Annotated in this window: 15 protein-coding genes and 2 tRNA genes; 8 read left to right on the top strand and 9 right to left on the bottom strand. The window is 58.3% G+C overall.

Going from position 1 to position 18586, the window contains the following annotated elements:
- Positions 1-6: 6 nt before the first annotated feature.
- From H6G62_RS12600 to H6G62_RS12610, 3 genes are all read right to left on the bottom strand, one after another.
- Positions 7-1257 (bottom strand): MFS transporter, encoded by a 1251-nt coding sequence (locus H6G62_RS12600; RefSeq protein WP_190495608.1) that lies wholly within the window; start codon positions 1255-1257, stop codon positions 7-9.
- The gene (locus tag H6G62_RS12605; protein WP_190495610.1) at positions 1254-1448 is read right to left on the bottom strand and encodes a hypothetical protein; all 195 of its coding nucleotides are present in this window, start codon (positions 1446-1448) and stop codon (positions 1254-1256) included. The genes H6G62_RS12600 and H6G62_RS12605 overlap by 4 nt, the downstream gene beginning before the upstream one ends.
- Positions 1449-1686: 238 nt before the next feature.
- A tRNA-Ala gene (locus H6G62_RS12610) sits at positions 1687-1759 on the bottom strand.
- 193 nt (positions 1760-1952) lie between these two features.
- Here H6G62_RS12610 and H6G62_RS12615 point away from each other — a divergent pair.
- Together H6G62_RS12615 and H6G62_RS12620 are read left to right on the top strand one after the other, a co-directional pair.
- On the top strand, positions 1953-3029 hold the full coding sequence (locus H6G62_RS12615; protein WP_190495612.1) for a RuBisCO accumulation factor 1: 1077 nt from the start codon (positions 1953-1955) through the stop codon (positions 3027-3029).
- 39 nt (positions 3030-3068) lie between these two features.
- Positions 3069-3142, top strand: a tRNA-Ile gene (locus H6G62_RS12620).
- Between the two features lie 88 nt (positions 3143-3230).
- Here the strand turns inward: H6G62_RS12620 and H6G62_RS12625 are convergent.
- Entirely contained in the window at positions 3231-3632 is a 402-nt protein-coding gene (locus H6G62_RS12625; RefSeq protein WP_190495614.1) for a hypothetical protein, read from the bottom strand.
- 270 nt (positions 3633-3902) lie between these two features.
- Between H6G62_RS12625 and pyrE the strand changes: the two genes are divergently transcribed.
- Both pyrE and H6G62_RS12635 read left to right on the top strand, forming a co-directional pair.
- The gene (gene pyrE / locus H6G62_RS12630; protein ID WP_190495617.1) at positions 3903-4517 is read left to right on the top strand and encodes an orotate phosphoribosyltransferase; all 615 of its coding nucleotides are present in this window, start codon (positions 3903-3905) and stop codon (positions 4515-4517) included.
- Between the two features lie 3 nt (positions 4518-4520).
- On the top strand, positions 4521-4994 hold the full coding sequence (locus H6G62_RS12635; RefSeq protein ID WP_190495619.1) for a class I SAM-dependent methyltransferase: 474 nt from the start codon (positions 4521-4523) through the stop codon (positions 4992-4994).
- A gap of 9 nt (positions 4995-5003) precedes the next feature.
- Here the strand turns inward: H6G62_RS12635 and H6G62_RS12640 are convergent, their stop codons facing one another.
- A complete protein-coding gene (locus tag H6G62_RS12640; protein ID WP_190495621.1) occupies positions 5004-6047 on the bottom strand; it encodes a class I SAM-dependent methyltransferase in 1044 nt (347 codons plus the stop codon).
- Positions 6048-6726: 679 nt separating this feature from the next.
- Between H6G62_RS12640 and ribBA the strand changes: the two genes are divergently transcribed.
- The 3 genes from ribBA (at position 6727) to H6G62_RS12655 (ending at position 11894) form a co-directional block, all read left to right on the top strand.
- Entirely contained in the window at positions 6727-8481 is a 1755-nt protein-coding gene (gene ribBA / locus H6G62_RS12645; RefSeq protein ID WP_190495622.1) for a bifunctional 3,4-dihydroxy-2-butanone-4-phosphate synthase/GTP cyclohydrolase II, read from the top strand.
- Positions 8482-8692: 211 nt separating this feature from the next.
- On the top strand, positions 8693-9226 hold the full coding sequence (locus H6G62_RS12650) for a DUF3122 domain-containing protein (protein ID WP_190495624.1): 534 nt from the start codon (positions 8693-8695) through the stop codon (positions 9224-9226).
- Between the two features lies 1 nt (position 9227).
- Entirely contained in the window at positions 9228-11894 is a 2667-nt protein-coding gene (locus H6G62_RS12655) for a sigma 54-interacting transcriptional regulator (protein WP_190495626.1), read from the top strand.
- Between the two features lie 40 nt (positions 11895-11934).
- On the opposite strand, the gene H6G62_RS12660 is transcribed toward H6G62_RS12655, so the two are convergent.
- From H6G62_RS12660 to H6G62_RS12670, 3 genes are all read right to left on the bottom strand, one after another.
- Positions 11935-13140, bottom strand: coding sequence for a DUF4336 domain-containing protein (locus tag H6G62_RS12660; protein ID WP_190495641.1), 1206 nt, complete (start codon positions 13138-13140; stop codon positions 11935-11937).
- 144 nt (positions 13141-13284) lie between these two features.
- Entirely contained in the window at positions 13285-13800 is a 516-nt protein-coding gene (locus tag H6G62_RS12665; RefSeq protein WP_190495643.1) for a hypothetical protein, read from the bottom strand.
- Between the two features lie 131 nt (positions 13801-13931).
- On the bottom strand, positions 13932-14378 hold the full coding sequence (locus H6G62_RS12670; protein ID WP_190495645.1) for a type II toxin-antitoxin system antitoxin SocA domain-containing protein: 447 nt from the start codon (positions 14376-14378) through the stop codon (positions 13932-13934).
- Between the two features lie 446 nt (positions 14379-14824).
- Here H6G62_RS12670 and H6G62_RS12675 point away from each other — a divergent pair, with 446 nt between their 5' ends.
- Positions 14825-17914 (top strand): UPF0182 family protein, encoded by a 3090-nt coding sequence (locus H6G62_RS12675; protein ID WP_190495646.1) that lies wholly within the window; start codon positions 14825-14827, stop codon positions 17912-17914.
- Here H6G62_RS12675 and H6G62_RS12680 read toward each other — a convergent pair.
- On the bottom strand, positions 17900-18481 hold the full coding sequence (locus tag H6G62_RS12680; protein ID WP_190495648.1) for an AAA family ATPase: 582 nt from the start codon (positions 18479-18481) through the stop codon (positions 17900-17902). The genes H6G62_RS12675 and H6G62_RS12680 overlap by 15 nt on opposite strands.
- Positions 18482-18586 lie beyond the last annotated feature (105 nt).

Consider the following 18586-nt stretch of genomic DNA (forward strand, 5'->3'; position numbering starts at 1 on the left):
CGGGGATCAGCGCAGCCGTTGGTGGAGCACCGCCAAAATCCCTAGGGCAGGCAGTACTGAAGCCGCCAGGAACAGCCAATAGTTTTGGGCTAGAGGCGATCCTTGGTCAATCGCCCAGCCGCCTAGGGGTGGGCCAATCAAGTAACCAAAGGCCCAGCCCATGGAGTTCACGGATTGGTAAACCCCACGCAGGGCATCGGGGGCAATCGCCGCCACCAAGGCCGAGCCAATGGGCGTATAGGACACCATCGCCAGGGCCATCAGCACCAGGGCCAGCCCCGCCCACCCGATGGGCCAATCCCCCACCCCCGCCCGCCAAACCAGGCTAAAGCCTAATCCCCAAAATAAAGACGACAGCATTAACCCCTGGGCCGCCGAAAATCGCCGCAGCCACCGCGCCATGGGCAGTTGGCACAGGGTCGCCAAGGCCACATAGCCCGTGAACAGTATCCCCAGAGTTGAGGTGGGCAGACCTTGGCCCGTGGCCCCGGTGGCAAAGCGGTTGAGGTACACAGGCAGCGTACTTTGCACCTGGGAAAGGTAGCCCGTCAGCAGCACGTTCACCAGGGAATAGATCATCAGGTTGCCGTCCCGCAGGGCTCGACCCCAGCCCTGGAAGAAGCTTACCTGGGAGGGGCCGGGGGGGCGGGTTTCGGCAATGGAGGTATAAATGAGTCCAAAAAACAGTAAAAACGTGATGCCGTCAATCACAAACAGGGCGCGATACTGCCCAGTGAGGGCAATCAACAGCCCGCCCAGCACCACCCCAGCCCCCAGGCCCAAGTTATCCGCCAAGCGCACGATGGCAAAGGCTTCGTTGCGGTGTTCCGGCGGGGTGAGGTCGGCGGTGACGGTTTCGGTGGCAGGCCAGTACAGCCCCACCCCAAAGCCCATCAATCCCTTGCCCAACAGAAACAACGGCAACCCCTGGGCCAACACCAATACCCCATCGGCCAGGGCAGAAATTAATGTGGACCACAGCAACACCGGACGCCGCCCCCATCGGGGCGAATCCACCATCGACCCGCCCAGAATGCGGCCCGCAATGCCCAATACCGACCCCAGCCCCAGCCCCAGACCCACCTGGGTGGCCGAAATCCCCACCTGGTTGACAAAGAAAATAGGCGCATAGAACAGGGTGAAACCAATCCCCACCTGGGAGAGCAGCCGCCCCGCCGCCAACCACCACACCTGGGAATGCAGCACAGGCAACCACGCCACAAACCGCCGCCAGCTTGCCGTTAAGTACCTGTTCATCGGACGATTGGGCCATTACGCCGAGGTCGCCGCAGGGCATCGATCAGAGCTACCGTGCCGCCGAGGGTGCCCCACAACAGCCAAATCCCCAGGTCGTACCCCTTACGACAGGCCACCTGGGCCGCCACCAGGCCGATCAGGCAATGCAAAAACATCGGCAACCAGAACAGCGGAATGGTTTCGGCCATCATTACGAAAAGGAAAGAAACTTCGAGGTGTTGTCAGAATTCCTATCCTCAGTAGATCACAAAGGATTGAGGTAGGGGCTGAATTGGTAGAACATGACAGGGATATCCCCGAAACGACCAGGGCAGTCTGGATAGTGGCTACCGTCGGGGTTGTTGTGCTATGAATTGAACACACGCAACCCACACCACCCGATTTCTAGAGCGTGCTCCAACTAGCTGAAACCCCTACAGGATTAAGATATGGAGCTAAGCGGGTTCGAACCGCTGACCTCTTGAATGCCATTCAAGCGCTCTACCAACTGAGCTATAGCCCCTTACGCATCTCGCGCATCATTAATAGTCGCGTAAGAGGGGGACATTCGTCAACCCTCATTTTTGGCTTGATGGGGGGTGTTGGCCCAGTCACCTTGAATCTGGCGCTAAGTTTTGCCTGGGTTGGGGTTCTTGGCTAGCCATTCGCGATAGAGTCAGGACAGATATTGAGTCTTGTCCAAGCGGTTAATCACTATGGTGTTTTCTGGTTCTGCCCCCATTCCCGACCCTGAGGCTGTGCAGGATATTCTGTTGCGGCTGCGGCGTAAGCAGGGGACTTGGGTGGATTGGGCGCAGGGGTGCCAAGCGCTGCAACGGGCCAAGTTCACCCCCCAGCAAATTTTTGAGGAAACGGGCATCGAACCCATCCACCAAAACCAGATTATGGTAGCGGAGCAGGTGTTTCAGTCCATCCTCAAAGTAGGGGTTGCAGACACCACCCAGGCCCACTTTACCGAGCGGGGTAGCGATGCTCTCTACGAACTCCGGATTCTCTCCCAGGCAGATCGGGCTAGCGTAGCGGAGTTTATTCTGCGCCATGGGCTCGACTCGGACGCCGTGCGCGATCTCGTCAAACCCATCAAGGAATATAGCTACCGCAAGGAAAACCCATCCGGTTTTGGCGATGGCCCAGGGGATGCCCTGGCCTTTCACTTTTGGAAGTTGGCCCGCCAAAAGGATGACTTGCAGGATCGATCTCGCCTGATTGCCCAGGGGTTGCGGTTTGCGGAAAGTGCGGAGGCCCGCCAACAGATCGAAAAACTGCTCACCGACTTTACGGTGGTCAAAGCCCGTACCGCTCCTCGCCTGCCCTTGTATCGCATTGAATCGGAAACGGAACTCCCCCGCGTGATTCCGGTGGCGGGGCAACTGCCCATGTCGGTGGATGACTTGAAATCCGTGCCCGTCTCCCTGCCCGAGGATCCCTTTGGCTTGGTGCGAACGACGGGGCCAAGCGCCTGGATCGCCGTACCCGGTTGGCAGGTGATTTTTCGGGCCGAAGATCCGGTGGGGTTGCTGACCCAGTCGGGCCAATTGCCCCATATGCCCGCTGATACTCCCAATGAACCCGTCCTCGTGGTGGTAGACCGGGCGGATCGCACCTGGGACGACGATAACTACTTCTTTACCGAAGAGGACGGCCAACTGGGACTCGTCTGGTCAGAGAATCCGCCGAATGCAGCTATTTTGGGCCGAGTGATTTTGGTGCTGCGGCCCAAGCGCATTTTGGATGAAGGCTACAACCGCGAACTGTGGCAGCTAGAAGAATAGACGCTTCGGCAATCAACGGCCTACAATAGAACCAACTCCCCAGGGTTGGCCGAGCGGAGAAAGGCAGCGAACTCATAATTCGCCTTAGGCAGGTTCAACTCCTGCACCCTGGATTTTAATCATGAAAACACCCGCAGTCTACATCTTGGACTACGGGTGTCGGCCTACTGCAATACCCCCTTCGTGGGGCGGAATTTTAGGCTAGAAGCGCTCGAAGATGAATTCAGTGCCCACCAGGGGAACCTGGCTGCTGGGCATAGTCAGCAGAGAGGAGGTGTAGGGGTTGGCCAAATCGGGTACGCGCAGGGTGGGGTCGGTGGTGTTTTGCAGCCGCATCAACTCTTGAAAGGCGGTGGCGGTGGCATTGGCATCCCACTCTAGTTCGCGCTCCGGGAAACCGAAGCCGACCATTCTACCGCCTTGGCGGCCCATGGTGCGGTTGATAAAAAAGTCGCCGGAATAGGTGGACATCAGGTCACTGAGGGCTTCTGGGATAGTTCTCATATCGTGGGATTGCATGTCCTGAGCCATGGCGGCGGGGGACACGGTGCAAGCCGCTAAAAGCGCCAGCATTCCAGAGATGTGCTTGAATTGAATGGCCATCGCCATGCCTCCTCAGAACCTTACAGGACAGTGGATGGGGGATACGCTAGGGCCATCGCTGACCGTTCGCCAGAGTACTCCCTAGGTTGGAGCGGAGCCAAGGGAACTAAACATCAGCCTAGATACTGGGCTTAAGCACACTCCTTCCCCCCCTTTATATCGCAAAGGCTGAAAAGCGACACAGGTTTTCTGGCCTATTGTTGGCGTATTGTTACAGAGGCCGTAGGCCATTAAAGTATCTGTAATCCCCAATCCCCAATCCCCGATGCCATGACGGACGTCTCTTCCCAATACAATGGCCCAGATCTCGCCCAGATGGAAGCGGCGGATTTGCGGCTGGCGCTCCTAGATCTGATCTGCCAGGGAGCCTACCAGGAGGGGGATTTCGTCCTCACCTCTGGACAGCGCAGCACCTACTACATCAACGGCAAACTGGTGACGCTGCACCCTCAGGGGGCGCTAATGCTGGGGCGGCTGATGCTGGAACAGGTTGGGCCGGAGGTCATCGGCGTGGCGGGGCTGACCCTAGGGGCCGATCCCATGGTGTCTGCGGTTAGCCTGGTGGCGATGTATGGGGGACGACAACTGTTCCCGCTGATTATTCGGAAGGAAGCCAAGGGCCACGGCACCAAAGCCTACATCGAAGGGGTGAGCCTCCCGGCGGGGAGTGTCATCACGGTACTAGAAGATGTGGTGACCACCGGACAATCGGCCCTCAAGGCGGTGGAACGACTCCAGGCGGCGGGCTATCAGGTGGATCAAATCTTGGCCCTCGTGGATCGGCAACAGGGAGGGGCAGAACTCTACGCCGAGCAGGGCATCGCCTTTACTGCGCTATTTAACCTACCCGACGTTCAAGCCCACTGGGCCAATCGGAATGCCTAGGCTATGGCCCATCCTCGTCCCGATATTGCCTTCATCCCTACGCCCTCCGACGCCGTGGCGGCGATGTTGGCGCTGGCAGAACTAACCCCGGCAGATCGCGTCTATGACCTCGGTTGCGGTGATGGTCGGCTGTTGATTCAGGCGGCGACGGTCTATGGCGTTTGCGGGGTGGGCATTGACATCAACCCTGACCTCTTGGCCCAGGCTCGCCTAGATGCCGAGGCGGCGGGGGTAGGGGATCGGATCACCTTCATGCAGGGCAACCTGTTCGAGGCCGATGTACGACAGGCCACGGTGGTGCTCATTTACCTGCTGCCCCATCTCAACCTGCGGCTACGGCCTCACTTGCTCAGTCAACTCCAACCCGGAGCCCGTGTCATTTCCCACCAGTTTGATATGGATGATTGGATTCCAGAAACCACGATAAAGCTAGAACCCTCCGAGGAGGATTCCGTGCTGTACCGCTGGCGGATCTAGGGGGTTAATCTAGGTGGCGGGCTTGTGGGCTACCCAATACTTGCTCATAAAGTGGACTTGGTTACTGACGGACTCGAACCCGGCATCGATGAGGCGCTGGTTGAGGTCGTCGGTGGTGTAGTGGCGATAGTAGGGCTCGTGGAACATGGTTGGAAAGTTGTCCATCATCACCTCAAATTCGGGAGAATCCGACCGCTGGATGGAGTCGCAGATGATGAAGACGCCGCCCGGTTTGACCACGCGATAGGCTTCGTTGATCACGTTTTGGCGGGCTTCGGCGGGTAGTTCGTGGAACAGGAACACACTCACCACGGCCTCAAAGTAGGCCGCCACAAAGGGGAGATCTTCGCCATTGGCCTGCACCAACTGGGGCAATACCCTGGGCTTGCTAGACAGCAAGCCATTCGCCTTACGGAGGTAGGCCGGAGACAAATCCACCCCATACAGCAAGGTTTGGGGCAGGGTATCGCGGATCATACTGAGGGTGCGCCCGGTACCGCAGGCGATGTCGAGCACCTTGGGCTTGGGCTTATCGGCTAGGGCGGCTTTGAGCGGAGCCAAAATGCGCCGCCGCATGGGGTCAGCGGATCCGTTGAAGAGGATTTCCACCTGAAGATCGTACAGGTTAGCCGACATCTCACTGAGATAGCCGTTGGTTTGGTGGTGGAAATTTTGCAGGTAGTACTTGGGATAGCCGGAAGTATCAATGTCGGCGTCGAAGCTGTGGTAGTGGCGACGATTCGCTCGTTCCCAAAGGCCGGGGAGATCGAGACACACGAAGGGATAGAACCGAAAAAATTCATCCCAGGGGTTGTCAAACAACAGTTCCTTGGGATACACACCTGCCTCGGCATCGGCCCAATCCTGCTCTAGGAGGTCGTTCAGGCGCTGCTGGAGAATTTGAAGCGTCTTGAAATCAACGTCTTGAATCTTGACCTTGGGCGGATTGAAGGCCCGCATCAGTTGGCCGCTAAGGGACTTGTGGGTAACCCCAAAATAGCTTTTGCCCTGCTGAAAGGTTTGGTAGGCCAGCTTGGTGATTGTGTCAGGCATGGGTAGCGGTTTATTTTTTCACAAAAATATATATCAGCGTAAATAATTGTAACGACTTTTTCAAGCCGAGTTTTTCATCTGCGATCTATGATCCGACTTCCACGTCAGAACCGCTTAAAACCCCATGGATGGGGAGACAGCCTGTCCCCTTGCCGTTCACCCTACCCCGGCTCACCGAGATCCCAAGGCACCAGCGGTAGCCCTTCTAGCCGACTAAACCCGCGAGTATCGGAGTCACTGGCGTTCCCTTCTCTGCCAGGGCCAGTTCCGCAATGAGCCCATCGTCGCTAGAGTTTCTGGCAGGGCTTGCCAGGGTGGTTGAACTTTGCAACCCCTATGTAGAGATCCAAGCCCGCACGATATCTCGTCCCAAGTTTGCTCTCAGCGTTTCCCGTTCAGGGTCATCAGACCATCTGCCAGATAGGTCGTGAATAAGGGTAGACCGATCCGATAAATGTTCTGTTGAGGCATCGATTGATGTCGTTGTGGGCACAAGGGGCTGCTGGGCTTGCTCAAACTGGGACGGGTGAGCCGCGATCCACCAACGGAGACTCGTATAATAGATGCTTGGCGATGGGATCGATGAACGATTGGCTTGATTGATTCGTGGGTGATCCGCTAAATCCGAGTCCTTCGGCCCTGTCTCCCTCATCATTTCTTTAGCAGGTTTATTGGTACCGTGGTTAACCCAGCATCGGGGAACGTTCCGTCCGCTCCACAACCGCCCGCCGACACCCTTCCCTCAGATTTTCAGTTTGATTCCATCGAATCGGCCCTGCAAGATTTGGCGGCGGGGAAATCTATCGTGGTGGTGGATGACGAAAACCGGGAAAACGAAGGGGACGTGATCTGCGCCGCCCAGTTTGCCACCCCCGACAACATCAACTTTATGGCGGTGGAGGCGCGGGGGCTGATTTGCCTCGCCATGACCGGGGAGCGGCTGGATGAACTCGACCTGCCCCTGATGGTGAGCCACAGCGCCTTTGAGGACGAAAACGAACAAACCGCCTTCACCGTCAGTATCGATGCCGCCCTGGCCTGGGGGGTGACCACGGGTATTTCCGCCGAAGACCGGGCGCGAACGATTCAGGTGGCCATCAACCCCAACGCTCGCCCCAACGACCTGCGCCGACCGGGCCATATTTTTCCGCTGCGGGCCAAACATGGCGGCGTTCTCAAGCGGGCAGGCCACACCGAGGCCGGGGTGGATTTGGCCCGACTGGCGGGACTCTATCCGGCGGGGGTAATCTGCGAAATCCAAAACCCCGATGGCTCCATGGCCCGTCTGCCGGAACTGGTGGACTATGCCAAAACCTTTGGCCTCAAGCTGATCAGCATTGCCGATCTGATCCGCTATCGCCTCCAGCACGAGCGCTTTGTGCAGCGGGAAGCGGTGGCGGAACTGCCCACCCAGTTTGGCCTCTTCCACATCTACGCCTACCGGAATTTGCTGGATGATTCCGAGCACGTCGCCCTAGTGAAAGGCGACCCCGCCACCTTTACCGACAATTCGGTGATGGTGCGGGTGCATTCCGAGTGTTTGACGGGGGACGCCTTTGGTTCCCTGCGCTGCGACTGCCGAATGCAGCTTCAGGCGGCCCTGAAAATGATTGAAGCCGCCGGACGGGGCGTGGTCGTCTACCTGCGCCAGGAGGGCCGGGGCATTGGCTTAGTGAACAAACTCAAAGCCTACTCCCTGCAAGATATGGGCCTCGATACCGTGGAGGCCAACGAAAAGCTGGGCTTGCCTGTGGATCAGCGCAACTACGGCATTGGAGCGCAAATCCTCAACGACATCGGCGTGAAAAAATTCTGCCTGATTACCAACAACCCCCGCAAAATTGCTGGCCTCAAGGGCTATGGCCTGGAAATGGTAGACCGGGTGCCGCTGATCATCGAAGCCACCCCCTACAACTCCAGCTATCTCTCCACCAAGGCCCAAAAGCTGGGCCACCTGATGCTGCAAACCTACCTGGTTACGGTGGCTATCCACTGGCACCGGGGGCCACTGGCGGCGGCGGATCGCTACCAAAAGCTAGAGAAACTGCGCCACCTCGCCCAGGCCCAAGGGCTGCGCTTACAGGAAGAAGCCCGTTCCGTGGCGGCGGCCCTGTTTAGCCAGCCCCACCAAATTATTCATCTCGGCCTAGAAAGCCCCGAAGCCGTTGACGCCGACTGGTATACCGACCCCAATCAGCCCCACCTCAAGGCTCTCACCACGGTGCTAGACGACCTGGTGACCTGGCCCGACCTCAACCAAATGGCCTTTTTAATTTCCAACGGCACTGACCCCTTCAGCGGTCTTCAGGTCAGCCTCAACCGCCAGATCTTCCATCGCGGCGACCCCACCGAAGATGTCAAACCCTCCGATCTCATCCAGGGCCTCGAAACCCAACGCATCTACATGTTCTCCAACCACATCCCCAGCGACTAAAGATCTGCGGTGAGCCGTTGGCGCAACGCATCAAAGCGCTGCCAAACCATCTCAGGTGTCTGGGGTGAGGTCATCTGGGCCAGGGCTGGATCGCATTTTGCGACTTCATAACTATTTAGCTATATTAGATATACTTGGCCCCCGCCCAACGTCGGTGCGAGGCCCCGTACCAACTCGCCTTCTCTAAAACCTACGAATGCAGGAAAAGACCATGGATCGATGGATTCGCCGAGTCTGGGCCGGGATGCGGCGAGGGTTGGTGCTGGTGTTGGGAATCATCCTAGGGCTGGGCTGGGGAATGCCCGCCGCCTGGGCCACGGTGCGCACCCTAGAAGAGGCTCCTGGGCAGGTGGTGGTGCAGTCGCGGCAGACGGTGCAAGATCAGCGGGGGCGAAGCTGGCAGGTGATTGCCTTTAAACGCCAGCGTCCCGATGGCACGGCCACCTTTGCGGTGCGGCTGGTGGGATTCCCTGGATCGGTCACCCTGGATCGCCAGCAGCCCCTCACCCTGACCAACTCCCTGGGTAAAACCTTCACCGCCGCCGATGCTTCGGGCAAAATTTTTACCGATGCAGAACGCCCTGAACCCCACGTGGGCCAGTACGATCTCCAACCCCTGCTGTCGCAGTTGCAGGCGGAAATTCCCCTCCAGTTGGCCCTACCCACGGTGGAGGGAGAAGCGGTGCGGCTGATGGTACCCGCCGCCCTGGTGAAGGAATGGCAGGCGGTGGCCAATGCGGGCTGAGATGCCAAACACCCCCGCCTTGGGTGCAGGGTTAACGGATTTACCCTCGGTGGACGCCACCACCCTCGCCGCCCAGGATCGTTGGTTGCGTGATCATCGGCTCTGGGGGCAGTTACCCGATGCGGCGATCCAAGCCTTGGCCCAGGCCCTCCATCCCCTGACGGCGGTGGCGGGGGCGGTGTTGTTTCAGCCCCAATCGCCCTCCCTGGGCCTGTACCTGCTGAAGCGGGGATCGGTGGCGATCTATCGGCCCTCGGCCCTGGGGCCACTGCTGATTCGGCAGCGCAGTGACGGAGATTTATTTGGCCATGTGTCGCTGATGGGGGGAGCCGACCACGGCATCCACCAAACCCAGGCCGTGGCCCTCAGCGCCAGCGAGATTGGGTTTGTGCCCCGGTTGGTGTGCCATCGGCTGATGCAGCAGCACCCTGAGTTCGAGCATTTGCTCAACACCCTGCTGGTGCAGGATCTCAACGCCTTTAGCGCCCGCATTGCCCGCGAGGAACAGCGCATTCAGGGGTTGCAAGCCTATCTTCAGCCGATTTCCAAACAGGGGGCGATTTGGGGCACCAGCAAAGCCGCCACCAAGCTCAAAACCCAGGTGGAACAGGCCGCCGCCAGTCTGCGCCCCGTGGTGTTGCAGGGGGCCGCAGGCACAGGCAAAACCTTTTTGGCCGGGGTCATCCATGGGCAGTCGAGTCTGGCCGATCAGCCCTTTGCTGAGCTAGATTGCGCCCGGTTGCCCTACCTGGCCGACGGTCGGATCGATACCGATTCCCTCTTTGGCCAAGGGGAAAAGCCGGGCCTGCTAGAGCTTTTGGAACGGGGCACGTTGCTCATTAGCAATGCCCAGCGCCTAGGGCCAGGGGATCGAGAACGGCTGCTGCAATACAGCCTCACGGGCAGCTTTTTTAGAAATGCCCCGCCGCTGTCTCCGCCCCGCAATCGGATGGAGGCCACCCCCCGCCCCCCCAATGCCGCCGTGCAAACCTGGGTGCGGCTCATGTTTGCCACCCCCGAAGCCCTGCCCTGGCCAGGGGAGACGGTGATTTCCCTCAAACTGCTGAGCTTAACCCAGCGCAAGGCAGATATTCCGGCCTTTGCCGATCACTTTTTGGCCCGGTGTTGTCAGGCCCAAAATCGTCCTACCCTGGGGCTGGATCAGGCGGATCGCCGTCGTCTGCTGAGCTACGACTACCCCGGCAACCTGACGGAACTGGCGGAAATCCTCTACCGGGCGGTGATTATGACGCCCCCCGGCCAAGTGGTGATCCCAGAACAAGCCCTCTGGTCGGTGCAGTCGGACAAAAACGCCTTCCGCATTGACCTACTCACCCATGTGCCCTGGCTGCGGCGGGTCTTGCTCAGTCGGTGGTACCCGGAGGGGCTGTGGATTCCTATGATGGCGGTGTTTGTGCCCGTTACCCTGGCGGGGTTTCTCGGCCCCCAGGAGCGGGGGGATAGCGTCACCCTCAACCTATTTTGGGCCTGGTGGTGGCCGGGATATCTGTTTCTATTTGTATTTGTGGGGCGGCTGTGGTGCGCCGTTTGCCCGTTTATGATCATGGCGGAGGGGCTGCGGCGGCTGTCGCTGTGGCTGTGGCCCCGGCAGCAATGGGCTTGGCCCACCCGCTGGCTGAATCGCTGGGGGGCGTGGTGGTTGTTCCTGGGGTTTGCGGTGATCTACCTCTGGGAAAAACTCTGGGACTTGCCCCACCGGGCCTACCTATCGGCCTGGCTGTTGCTGGCCATTACGGCGGGGGCCGTCATCTTTAGTTTGATCTACGAACGGCGGCTGTGGTGTCGCTACCTCTGCCCCATTGGCGGCATGAATGGCCTGTTTGCCAAGCTGGCCATGGTGGAACTGCGATCCACCCAGCAGGTCTGTGGGAGCCAGTGCAGCACCTTTGGCTGCTACAAGGGCAGCGGGGTTACTCCAATCACCTTTGCCGATGCCCTGCCCCAGGAAGGCCAAGCCACAGGCGGTTGTCCCCTCTATTCCCACCCAGCTCAGCTTGCCGATAACCGGGACTGTGTTCTGTGTATGACCTGCCTCAAAGCCTGCCCCAACCGCTCGGTGCAGCTCAACCTGCGTTTTCCCAGTGCCGACCTGCTCGACAACCACCAGGGTAGTGGAGCCGAGGCGGCCCTGCTGCTGATGTTGCTGGGGGGCGTGTTGATGCACCACGGCAGCAAAGTCATCGGCCTGTTCAGGCTTCCCCCCTGGCCCCTAGACGCGGATCACCTGATCACCGCTGCGCCCCTGGCCCTGGCCCTGCTCAGTCTGCCCGCCCTGGCCCTGGCCCTAGCCCACCGCCTCGCCCGCTGGATAGACCCCCAGCAGCCCGACTATGTCACCGTGGCCTACGCCTATCTGCCCTTCACCCTGGCCCTCAATCTCGCCCACTACATCCCTGCCGCCACTACCGAGGCAGGGCAAATCCTCGTCGTCATTGCCCGCAGTGTGGGATATTACGACGCCCCTCTCCCCAGCCTGACCTGGAGCCCCGATGTCGCCGCCTTCCTCCAAGGCGTCACGATTCTCTCGGCCCTGGTCTTTAGCGTCTATCCGCTCCTACGCATCACCCAGCGCCCCTGGTGGTCTAACCTACCCCACCTGCTGTTGATGGGCGGTTTTGCCGTGGCCGGATTCTGGCTGATGGTGTAGGGAGGCTTGCCTAGGGGGCGGAAGAGCCGCCGACCGGGGGCTATGGATCACCCTGAAACACTTGGCTGGGGCGGGAAATACCCCGTTGGGTTAGGCCCGCGTCAATGTCGCGCAGGAGTTGGGTATCGGCGTCGGTCATGGAGGAATGGGAGACGGCTCCGGGCCGCAAAAAGTCGAAGGCTTCGAGAAATAGTTGGGGATTGGCGGCGATGGGGGCGTCCATGTGGGCGGGAATAACCCGTTCAAACTGCCAGGTCGCTACCTGCTTGGCCCAGTCCAACACGTCCCTTGGGCCTCGGTTAAAAATCAGGGTTTTGAGGATAGGGGCCACGGAGAGTTTCCCTTGGTTGTGCAGGGCGTTGAAGGAATCGGGCCAGTGGGGCTGCCAGCGGAAAGGGTAGAGGCCAAAGTAGTTTTGGCGAGAACGATCCGGGGCTTGCTTGGCTTCGCGGAACATGTCCCCGGTGGTGGCCACGTCCAGGGTGCTGGGCCGAAAGTAAAAGGCAAACAGGGCGATGCGCTGCCAGCCCTTGCGGCGATTTTCCGGCGTATCGACGATGGCATCGGCGGGGCTGTCCTTGGCGTGGAACAGCAGCGGAAAGGGGTTGATCTGCACTACAGCGGGCGGTTCAGCGGGGATAGACACTAGGGCATCGGTCACCATCAGGGTGCGACTGGGGCGATGGAAGCAGGCGGTTTCGCCAAAGGGGCCAAGGCCGAGGGGGATGGGGGGCAGAATGGCACAATCCACCTGGTCGGCAAAGGGCAGGCGAGAGCTATCATCGGGCAAAAGCTGGGTGCGATCCGCAGGCAACCCCAGCCAGGGCAGGGGCAAATTGAGGGGAAAACTCCACTGATTAGGGGTGACATAGACCTGGGCCGTGGGAAAGCGCCGAGCAAAGGGGCCAACAAACACCTTGTGCTCAATCCCTGTCACGGTAGACAAAATGATGTAGCGCACCGGGCCATGGCGATCCTCCAGTTCCCGCAGCAGACGCACACACTCTGTCGTGGGAGCCACCGGAGCATAGACCAGCAGCCCACGGGGTTCTAGCCGCACCACGGTCATCCGAATCGGCACCACCACATAGAAAATGCCCTGGAACTGATCGAAGGTCCACACCGTATCTTTGACCACCTCGGTACGCAGGGTGGGGCGCTGGCCATAGGGGTAGAGGGGCACCAGGGGCCAAAAGGGCCAAGCGGTATCGCGATGAGGACTAGACAACGTAGGAGCAACCGTCATGGACAATTCTGGTAAAATGAGGAACGTCTTGATCAGCCTGTGGTTCTCTCATTTTCTCTGAGAAAAGAGCCTGAGGATAGATAGGATGGAAAATCTCTAGGAGTGGATCACAAAGGTCTGCCAGCCGATCAAATCATCTAGCCATTAGCTAGGATCCTTGGGATCCTGGGGTTTCTTGGGAGCATTAAACAGGTAGTTGGCCACAATAACAAAGAGTCCCAGCACATTAAGCGTAGTCCCGCCAATTAAGGCTAACAGCACAGCATCAGACAGTTTAAAACTAGGCTGAAATTCTTCTAGTCGCTGGGCTACAGGCACGTCGCTGAGGTTGATGCGTGCCGTTGATGAATCGATTCCAGTCAAAACAATAATAGAGTAGATGCCTAGCAGCCAGGCGCAAATGAGTTGAAATAGGTATCTGGCATACTTTTGCCGTTCTTCGCGATCCTGCTTTAATATCTTAAATCGTTCTTCTTCAATACTAGCCTTGGCTTCATTGATTCGGCTCTCAAAGTCCTCATAATATTTTTCAGCCTCCTTTTCGGGGATTTCCCTTAACTTTTTGGACGCAGATAACTGTGACCGAAAGGGCGCTGAGCTAATATCTTCTATGCTCAGAAATTCTTCTTGAGGATCGAAGTTTTCTTCCGGAGAATCCATCGCAACATAAAAACAGAATTAGAACATGAGAGAAAATTACAGTAGGATTTTGTCGTGATTAACCACAAGTCTGAAGTCACTAAGGATCTACTGTCACCCTTAATTATCCCCCTGCATTGTGTTCCCAAAGGCTATAATGCGACCTGTTGATTTATTGCCCCTATTTGGCTTTTTCCAGATTGCGCAATAAAGTAATGCTTGATTTGGTTGTCATCAATGGTGACGTTAAATTTCTCGTCGGCCACCTCTTTTCGGGTTAAATCCCACGGAGAAGCGGGTAGATAGGCCATCTCAGAAAGCGTAATCGCATCGTAGTCTTTATACACTTCCCAGACCTTGTGTAATAGATGCACGATTTGCTCGTGATGTTTGAGATTTTCTAGTCTCGCTAGATCGTGAGGCTCCACTTCCAATTTTTTAAGGTTGATGGGTTGAGAGCCAAAGGATCGCAGCCAATAATAAATATTGCTGACCACAGAGCCGTAGCGCCATGCCTCAATGCTTTCTTCAATTAACGGCGAGTCTGTGATGGCTAGACACCAGCCGTGGGCAAAATAAATTAGTCGCTGCATTTTCATGGGCGAAATCTCAATGTTGTCTCGGTCACCCATCTCTAGGAAGAAAAGAGCTATCGTTTTCGCCCGATATGGTAAACCCACTGAACCACACTCCTAGATAAACAATCTGAGTAATCTACGGTGCCCATCCCATGATTAACCGATGATGAAACCTATCGTCAATGTAGGCTGTACTAGCATTACTCAATGTCAGCGCAAGGTGCTATTTTGATGGCGTGACCTGTTGTTTGGATTGCTGGCAAATCGGTGATGCACGGCATTCTAGAATCGGTGCTTCTTTAGCCATGCCGATTATACGCTATCCCCTCCCCAGGGCGGTCATCCGACCCTTGCGCAACTGCCAGCGGTGCCCATGGGGTAGGTCATCTACCCAGGTATCCCCCTGAACGGACGGGGGCCGGGGCGATAGAATTTGGGCAGACCCCGCCCTCCACCGCCTGAAACCGATGATTAAGGATGCAAAATACTGGCTGTTAACCCATTGGCTGTGGTGTGTGCTGGCCGTGGCGGGGCTGTTACTGGCCGATGCTGGGGTTCACCTACTGGCGGAGCGTCTGTGGTTTGTGGAGGTGAATTACGTTGATGTGTTTTGGCTGCGGCTGCGGTCTCAACTGCTGCTGGGGCTGGTTCCTATTGGTCTGACGCTGGTGTTTACCTGGGGCAACCTAGCCCTGGCCGACCGTACTACGCCCCTGCCGTCGCCCTCAGAACGGGTCTCGAAAACCCAGGGGTTATCCCTGCGGGGGGTGCTGTTGCTGGCGGGGCTGCTCAGTTTTTTGGTGGGGGCGCAGTTGGTCTACCAGGGGCAACTGGCGGCGAATTTTTGGCGCGAAACCACCACGCTCTACGAGTCCACTGCCCCACTGCCCCTGTGGCCCAAACTGCAAGTGTTTCGGGTGGTGGTGCAAATTTTGCGGAATCAGCCCTGGTTGATTGGGGCCTTAGGGATGAGCACGGTGGCCTTTGTGGTCTACCCTCGGCAGTTGGGGCGGCTGGCGGCGGCACTGATGAGCCTGGGCTTTGGGCTAATTTTGGCCAAACAGTGGCCCACGGTGCTGCTGGCCTTGAATCCGGTAGCCTTCAACGAAACAGAACCCATTTTTCAGCGAGACATCGGCTTTTATATCTTCCAATTGCCATTGCTAAATTTGTTGGAATTTTGGCTGATTGGTGTCCTCTTTTTCACCTTTGTGGTGGTCTGTTTGGTCTACCTCCTGCGGGGGGGCACCCTCAGCCGGGGGCGGTTCTACGGATTTTCGGCCTCTCAACAACAGCATCTTTATACCCTGGCGGGGCTGCTGTTTTTAATCACCAGCGTTAGCCACTGGCTGGGCCGCTACGACATCCTCTACTCCCAGGAGGGGGTGGTCTATGGGGCGGGCTATACCCACATCCATGTGCTGCTGCCCATGAACTGGGGGCTGGCCTTGCTGGCGCTGGCCTTTGGGCTGGTGTTTCTGTGGCGGGGGCTGCTGTGGCGACCCAGCTACTTCAACCCCATGGGGAAGGTGTCGCGGCGGCAAAGTCGCATCTGGGGCTGGTTTGATCTAGGCTGCACCAGTTTGCTGGTGAACGGGATTTGTCTTTACCTGGTGCTGGCCCTGCTGGGGTTGGTGTTGGCCCCGGCAGTGGTGCAGCGGCTGGTGGTGCAGCCCAACGAACTTCAGCGGGAGCGGCCCTACATCATCAATTCCATTGCCCTGACGCGAGCCGCCTTTGACCTGGAGGCGATTGATTCGGAGCCCTTTGACCCCAGTGGCGATCTGACGGTGGAGGATCTGGAGCGCAACGATCTCACCCTGGAAAATATTCGCCTATGGGATCCGCGTCCCTTGTTAGACAGTAATCGCCAACTCCAGCAAATCCGCCTGTACTACGAATTTAAAGACGCCGACTTCGACCGCTACAACATCCTCAACCAAGAGCGACGCTCGGAACGGCGGCAGGTGATGATTTCGGCGCGGGAACTCAACTACGAACGGGTGCCGGAAATCGCCAAAACCTGGGTGAACGAGCACCTGGTCTACACCCACGGCTTTGGCTTCACCCTGAGCCCGGTCAACACCGCTGGCCCCGATGGCCTGCCCACCTACTTTGTGCGCGGCATCGAGAACACCCCTAGCAGCGAGGAGGTGCGCCAGAGTATCCCCATCGGCGATCCCCGTCTGTACTTCGGGGAACTCACCGACACCTTCATCATGACCAACACGAAGGTGCTAGAGCTGGACTACCCCAGCGGCAACGAAAACATCTACACCACCTACCTGGGCCGGGGCGGTATTCCGCTGGATCATCCCTGGCGACGGCTGCTGTTTGCCCGCCACCTCAAGGACTGGCGGATGCTGTTCACCGAAGACTTCACCCCGGATACCCGGCTGCTGTTTCGCCGCAACATTGCCGAGCGAGTGCGGGCCATTGCCCCCTTCCTGCGGTTTGACACCGACCCCTACCTGGTGACGGTGGACATTGGCGACCACTCCCGCCAATGGGGCACCGGAGACGGCCACGGCAGCGCCCCACCGGAACGGGTGAATCTACAGGTGTTTGGCGACCGCGATCCGGGTTTCATCGCGGCTAACTTCAACACCCAAACCGGAGAAAACTACCTGTATTGGGTGATCGACGCCTACACCGTCAGCAGTCGCTACCCCTACTCCGATCCGGGCGACAACAACTTCAACTACATCCGCAACTCCGTCAAGGTGGTGGTGGATGCCTTTAATGGATCCGTGGCCTTCTTTGTGTCAGAACCCAAAGACCCCATCATCCAAGCTTGGAGCGGCCTTGTTCCCGGCATGTTTGAACCCCTCACCGCCATGCCCGACGACCTACGCGCCCACATTCGCTACCCCCAGGATCTGTTCTCGGTGCAGGCGGATGCCCTGATGACCTACCACATGACCGACCCCCAGGTGTTCTACAACCGGGAAGATCAGTGGCGCGCCCCCACGGAAATTTACGCCCGCGAAACCCAGCGGGTGGAGCCCTACTACCTGATCATGAAGTTGCCCCAGGAGGAGAGCGAAGAATTTATCCTGTTGCGGCTGTTCACCCCGGCCCAGCGCAATAACCTAATTGCTTGGCTGGCGGCCCGGTCGGATGGCGAACGCTACGGGCGACGGTTGCTCTACCGCTTTCCTAAGCAGGAACTCGTCTTTGGCCCAGAGCAAATCGAGGCCCGCATCAACCAAGACCCGGAAATTTCCCAGCGCATTTCTCTGTGGGATACCCAGGGTTCACGGGCGCAGCAGGGTAATTTGCTCGTTATCCCCATCGAGCAGTCCCTCATTTACGTCGAACCCCTCTACCTAGTGGCCGATCAAAACCAACTACCTGCTCTGACGCGGGTGATCATGGTCTATAAAAACCGCATCGCCATGGCCCCCACCCTGCCCGATGTGCTGTCCGCCATTTTCCGAGAAGAACCCGCCCCCGCCCCACCCATCCTGCGGGAATTGGAGGAGGGCATTCCTGACGACGTTCCCCTTACTCCGCCCTTGGAGGGTGGCGATTTAAGTCTTCTATCGTCGTTCTAGATCCCTTAACCGCCCTTCCACCTGGTCAGCGTTGGCCTCGGCTTCGAGGGCATACACCGCCCAAAATCCCTCTGATGGTAGGGGTGGACATTGCCGTAGCGCCGCATGGGCTGCATCAATCACCCCTGCGGGCACCTGGCGTTCCCGGCTTTGGTTCCACTGGTGGCAGGTGGCCAAGGGCGTGGTCAAATACCAGCCGATCCAGTCGGCCCCCAAGGGTGCTAGCCGCCGCAACAGCGCGATCCGCCAAGATCGCTGGGTATTGGTGGCATCGTAAATCACACTCTGCCCCTGCTCCACCCCCTGACCAATCCGCCGGATCACCTCTGCCTCAATCTCCGGCCACGATCCCTGCTCCGCCGCGTTGCCGTAGAGATCCTGACGAATCTGGTCGGTAGACACAAGGCAACGGTGGGGTAACCCCGCCTGCATCCGCTGGGCCAGGGTGCTTTTGCCGCTTCCCGGTGGCCCAATCAACAGGTGGCAACGCAACGGAACCCCCATTTCTGCCATGCCTTGCGGCCCTCCCTCCACGGAATAGGCCCATTGTAGGGGCGCAACGGCCATCCTGCCCTAGTCAGCACGAAGGTCGTACCCCGTGTAACGGTTGGTGTCTCTAGGTAACATCGCGCAAAGTCTTCTAAAGAGATATCGAGATCCCCTTGTTTTCCC

Origin of the sequence: Phormidium sp. FACHB-1136 (assembly GCF_014697375.1) — a bacterium.
Lineage (GTDB): Bacteria > Cyanobacteriota > Cyanobacteriia > Phormidesmidales > Phormidesmidaceae > Nodosilinea.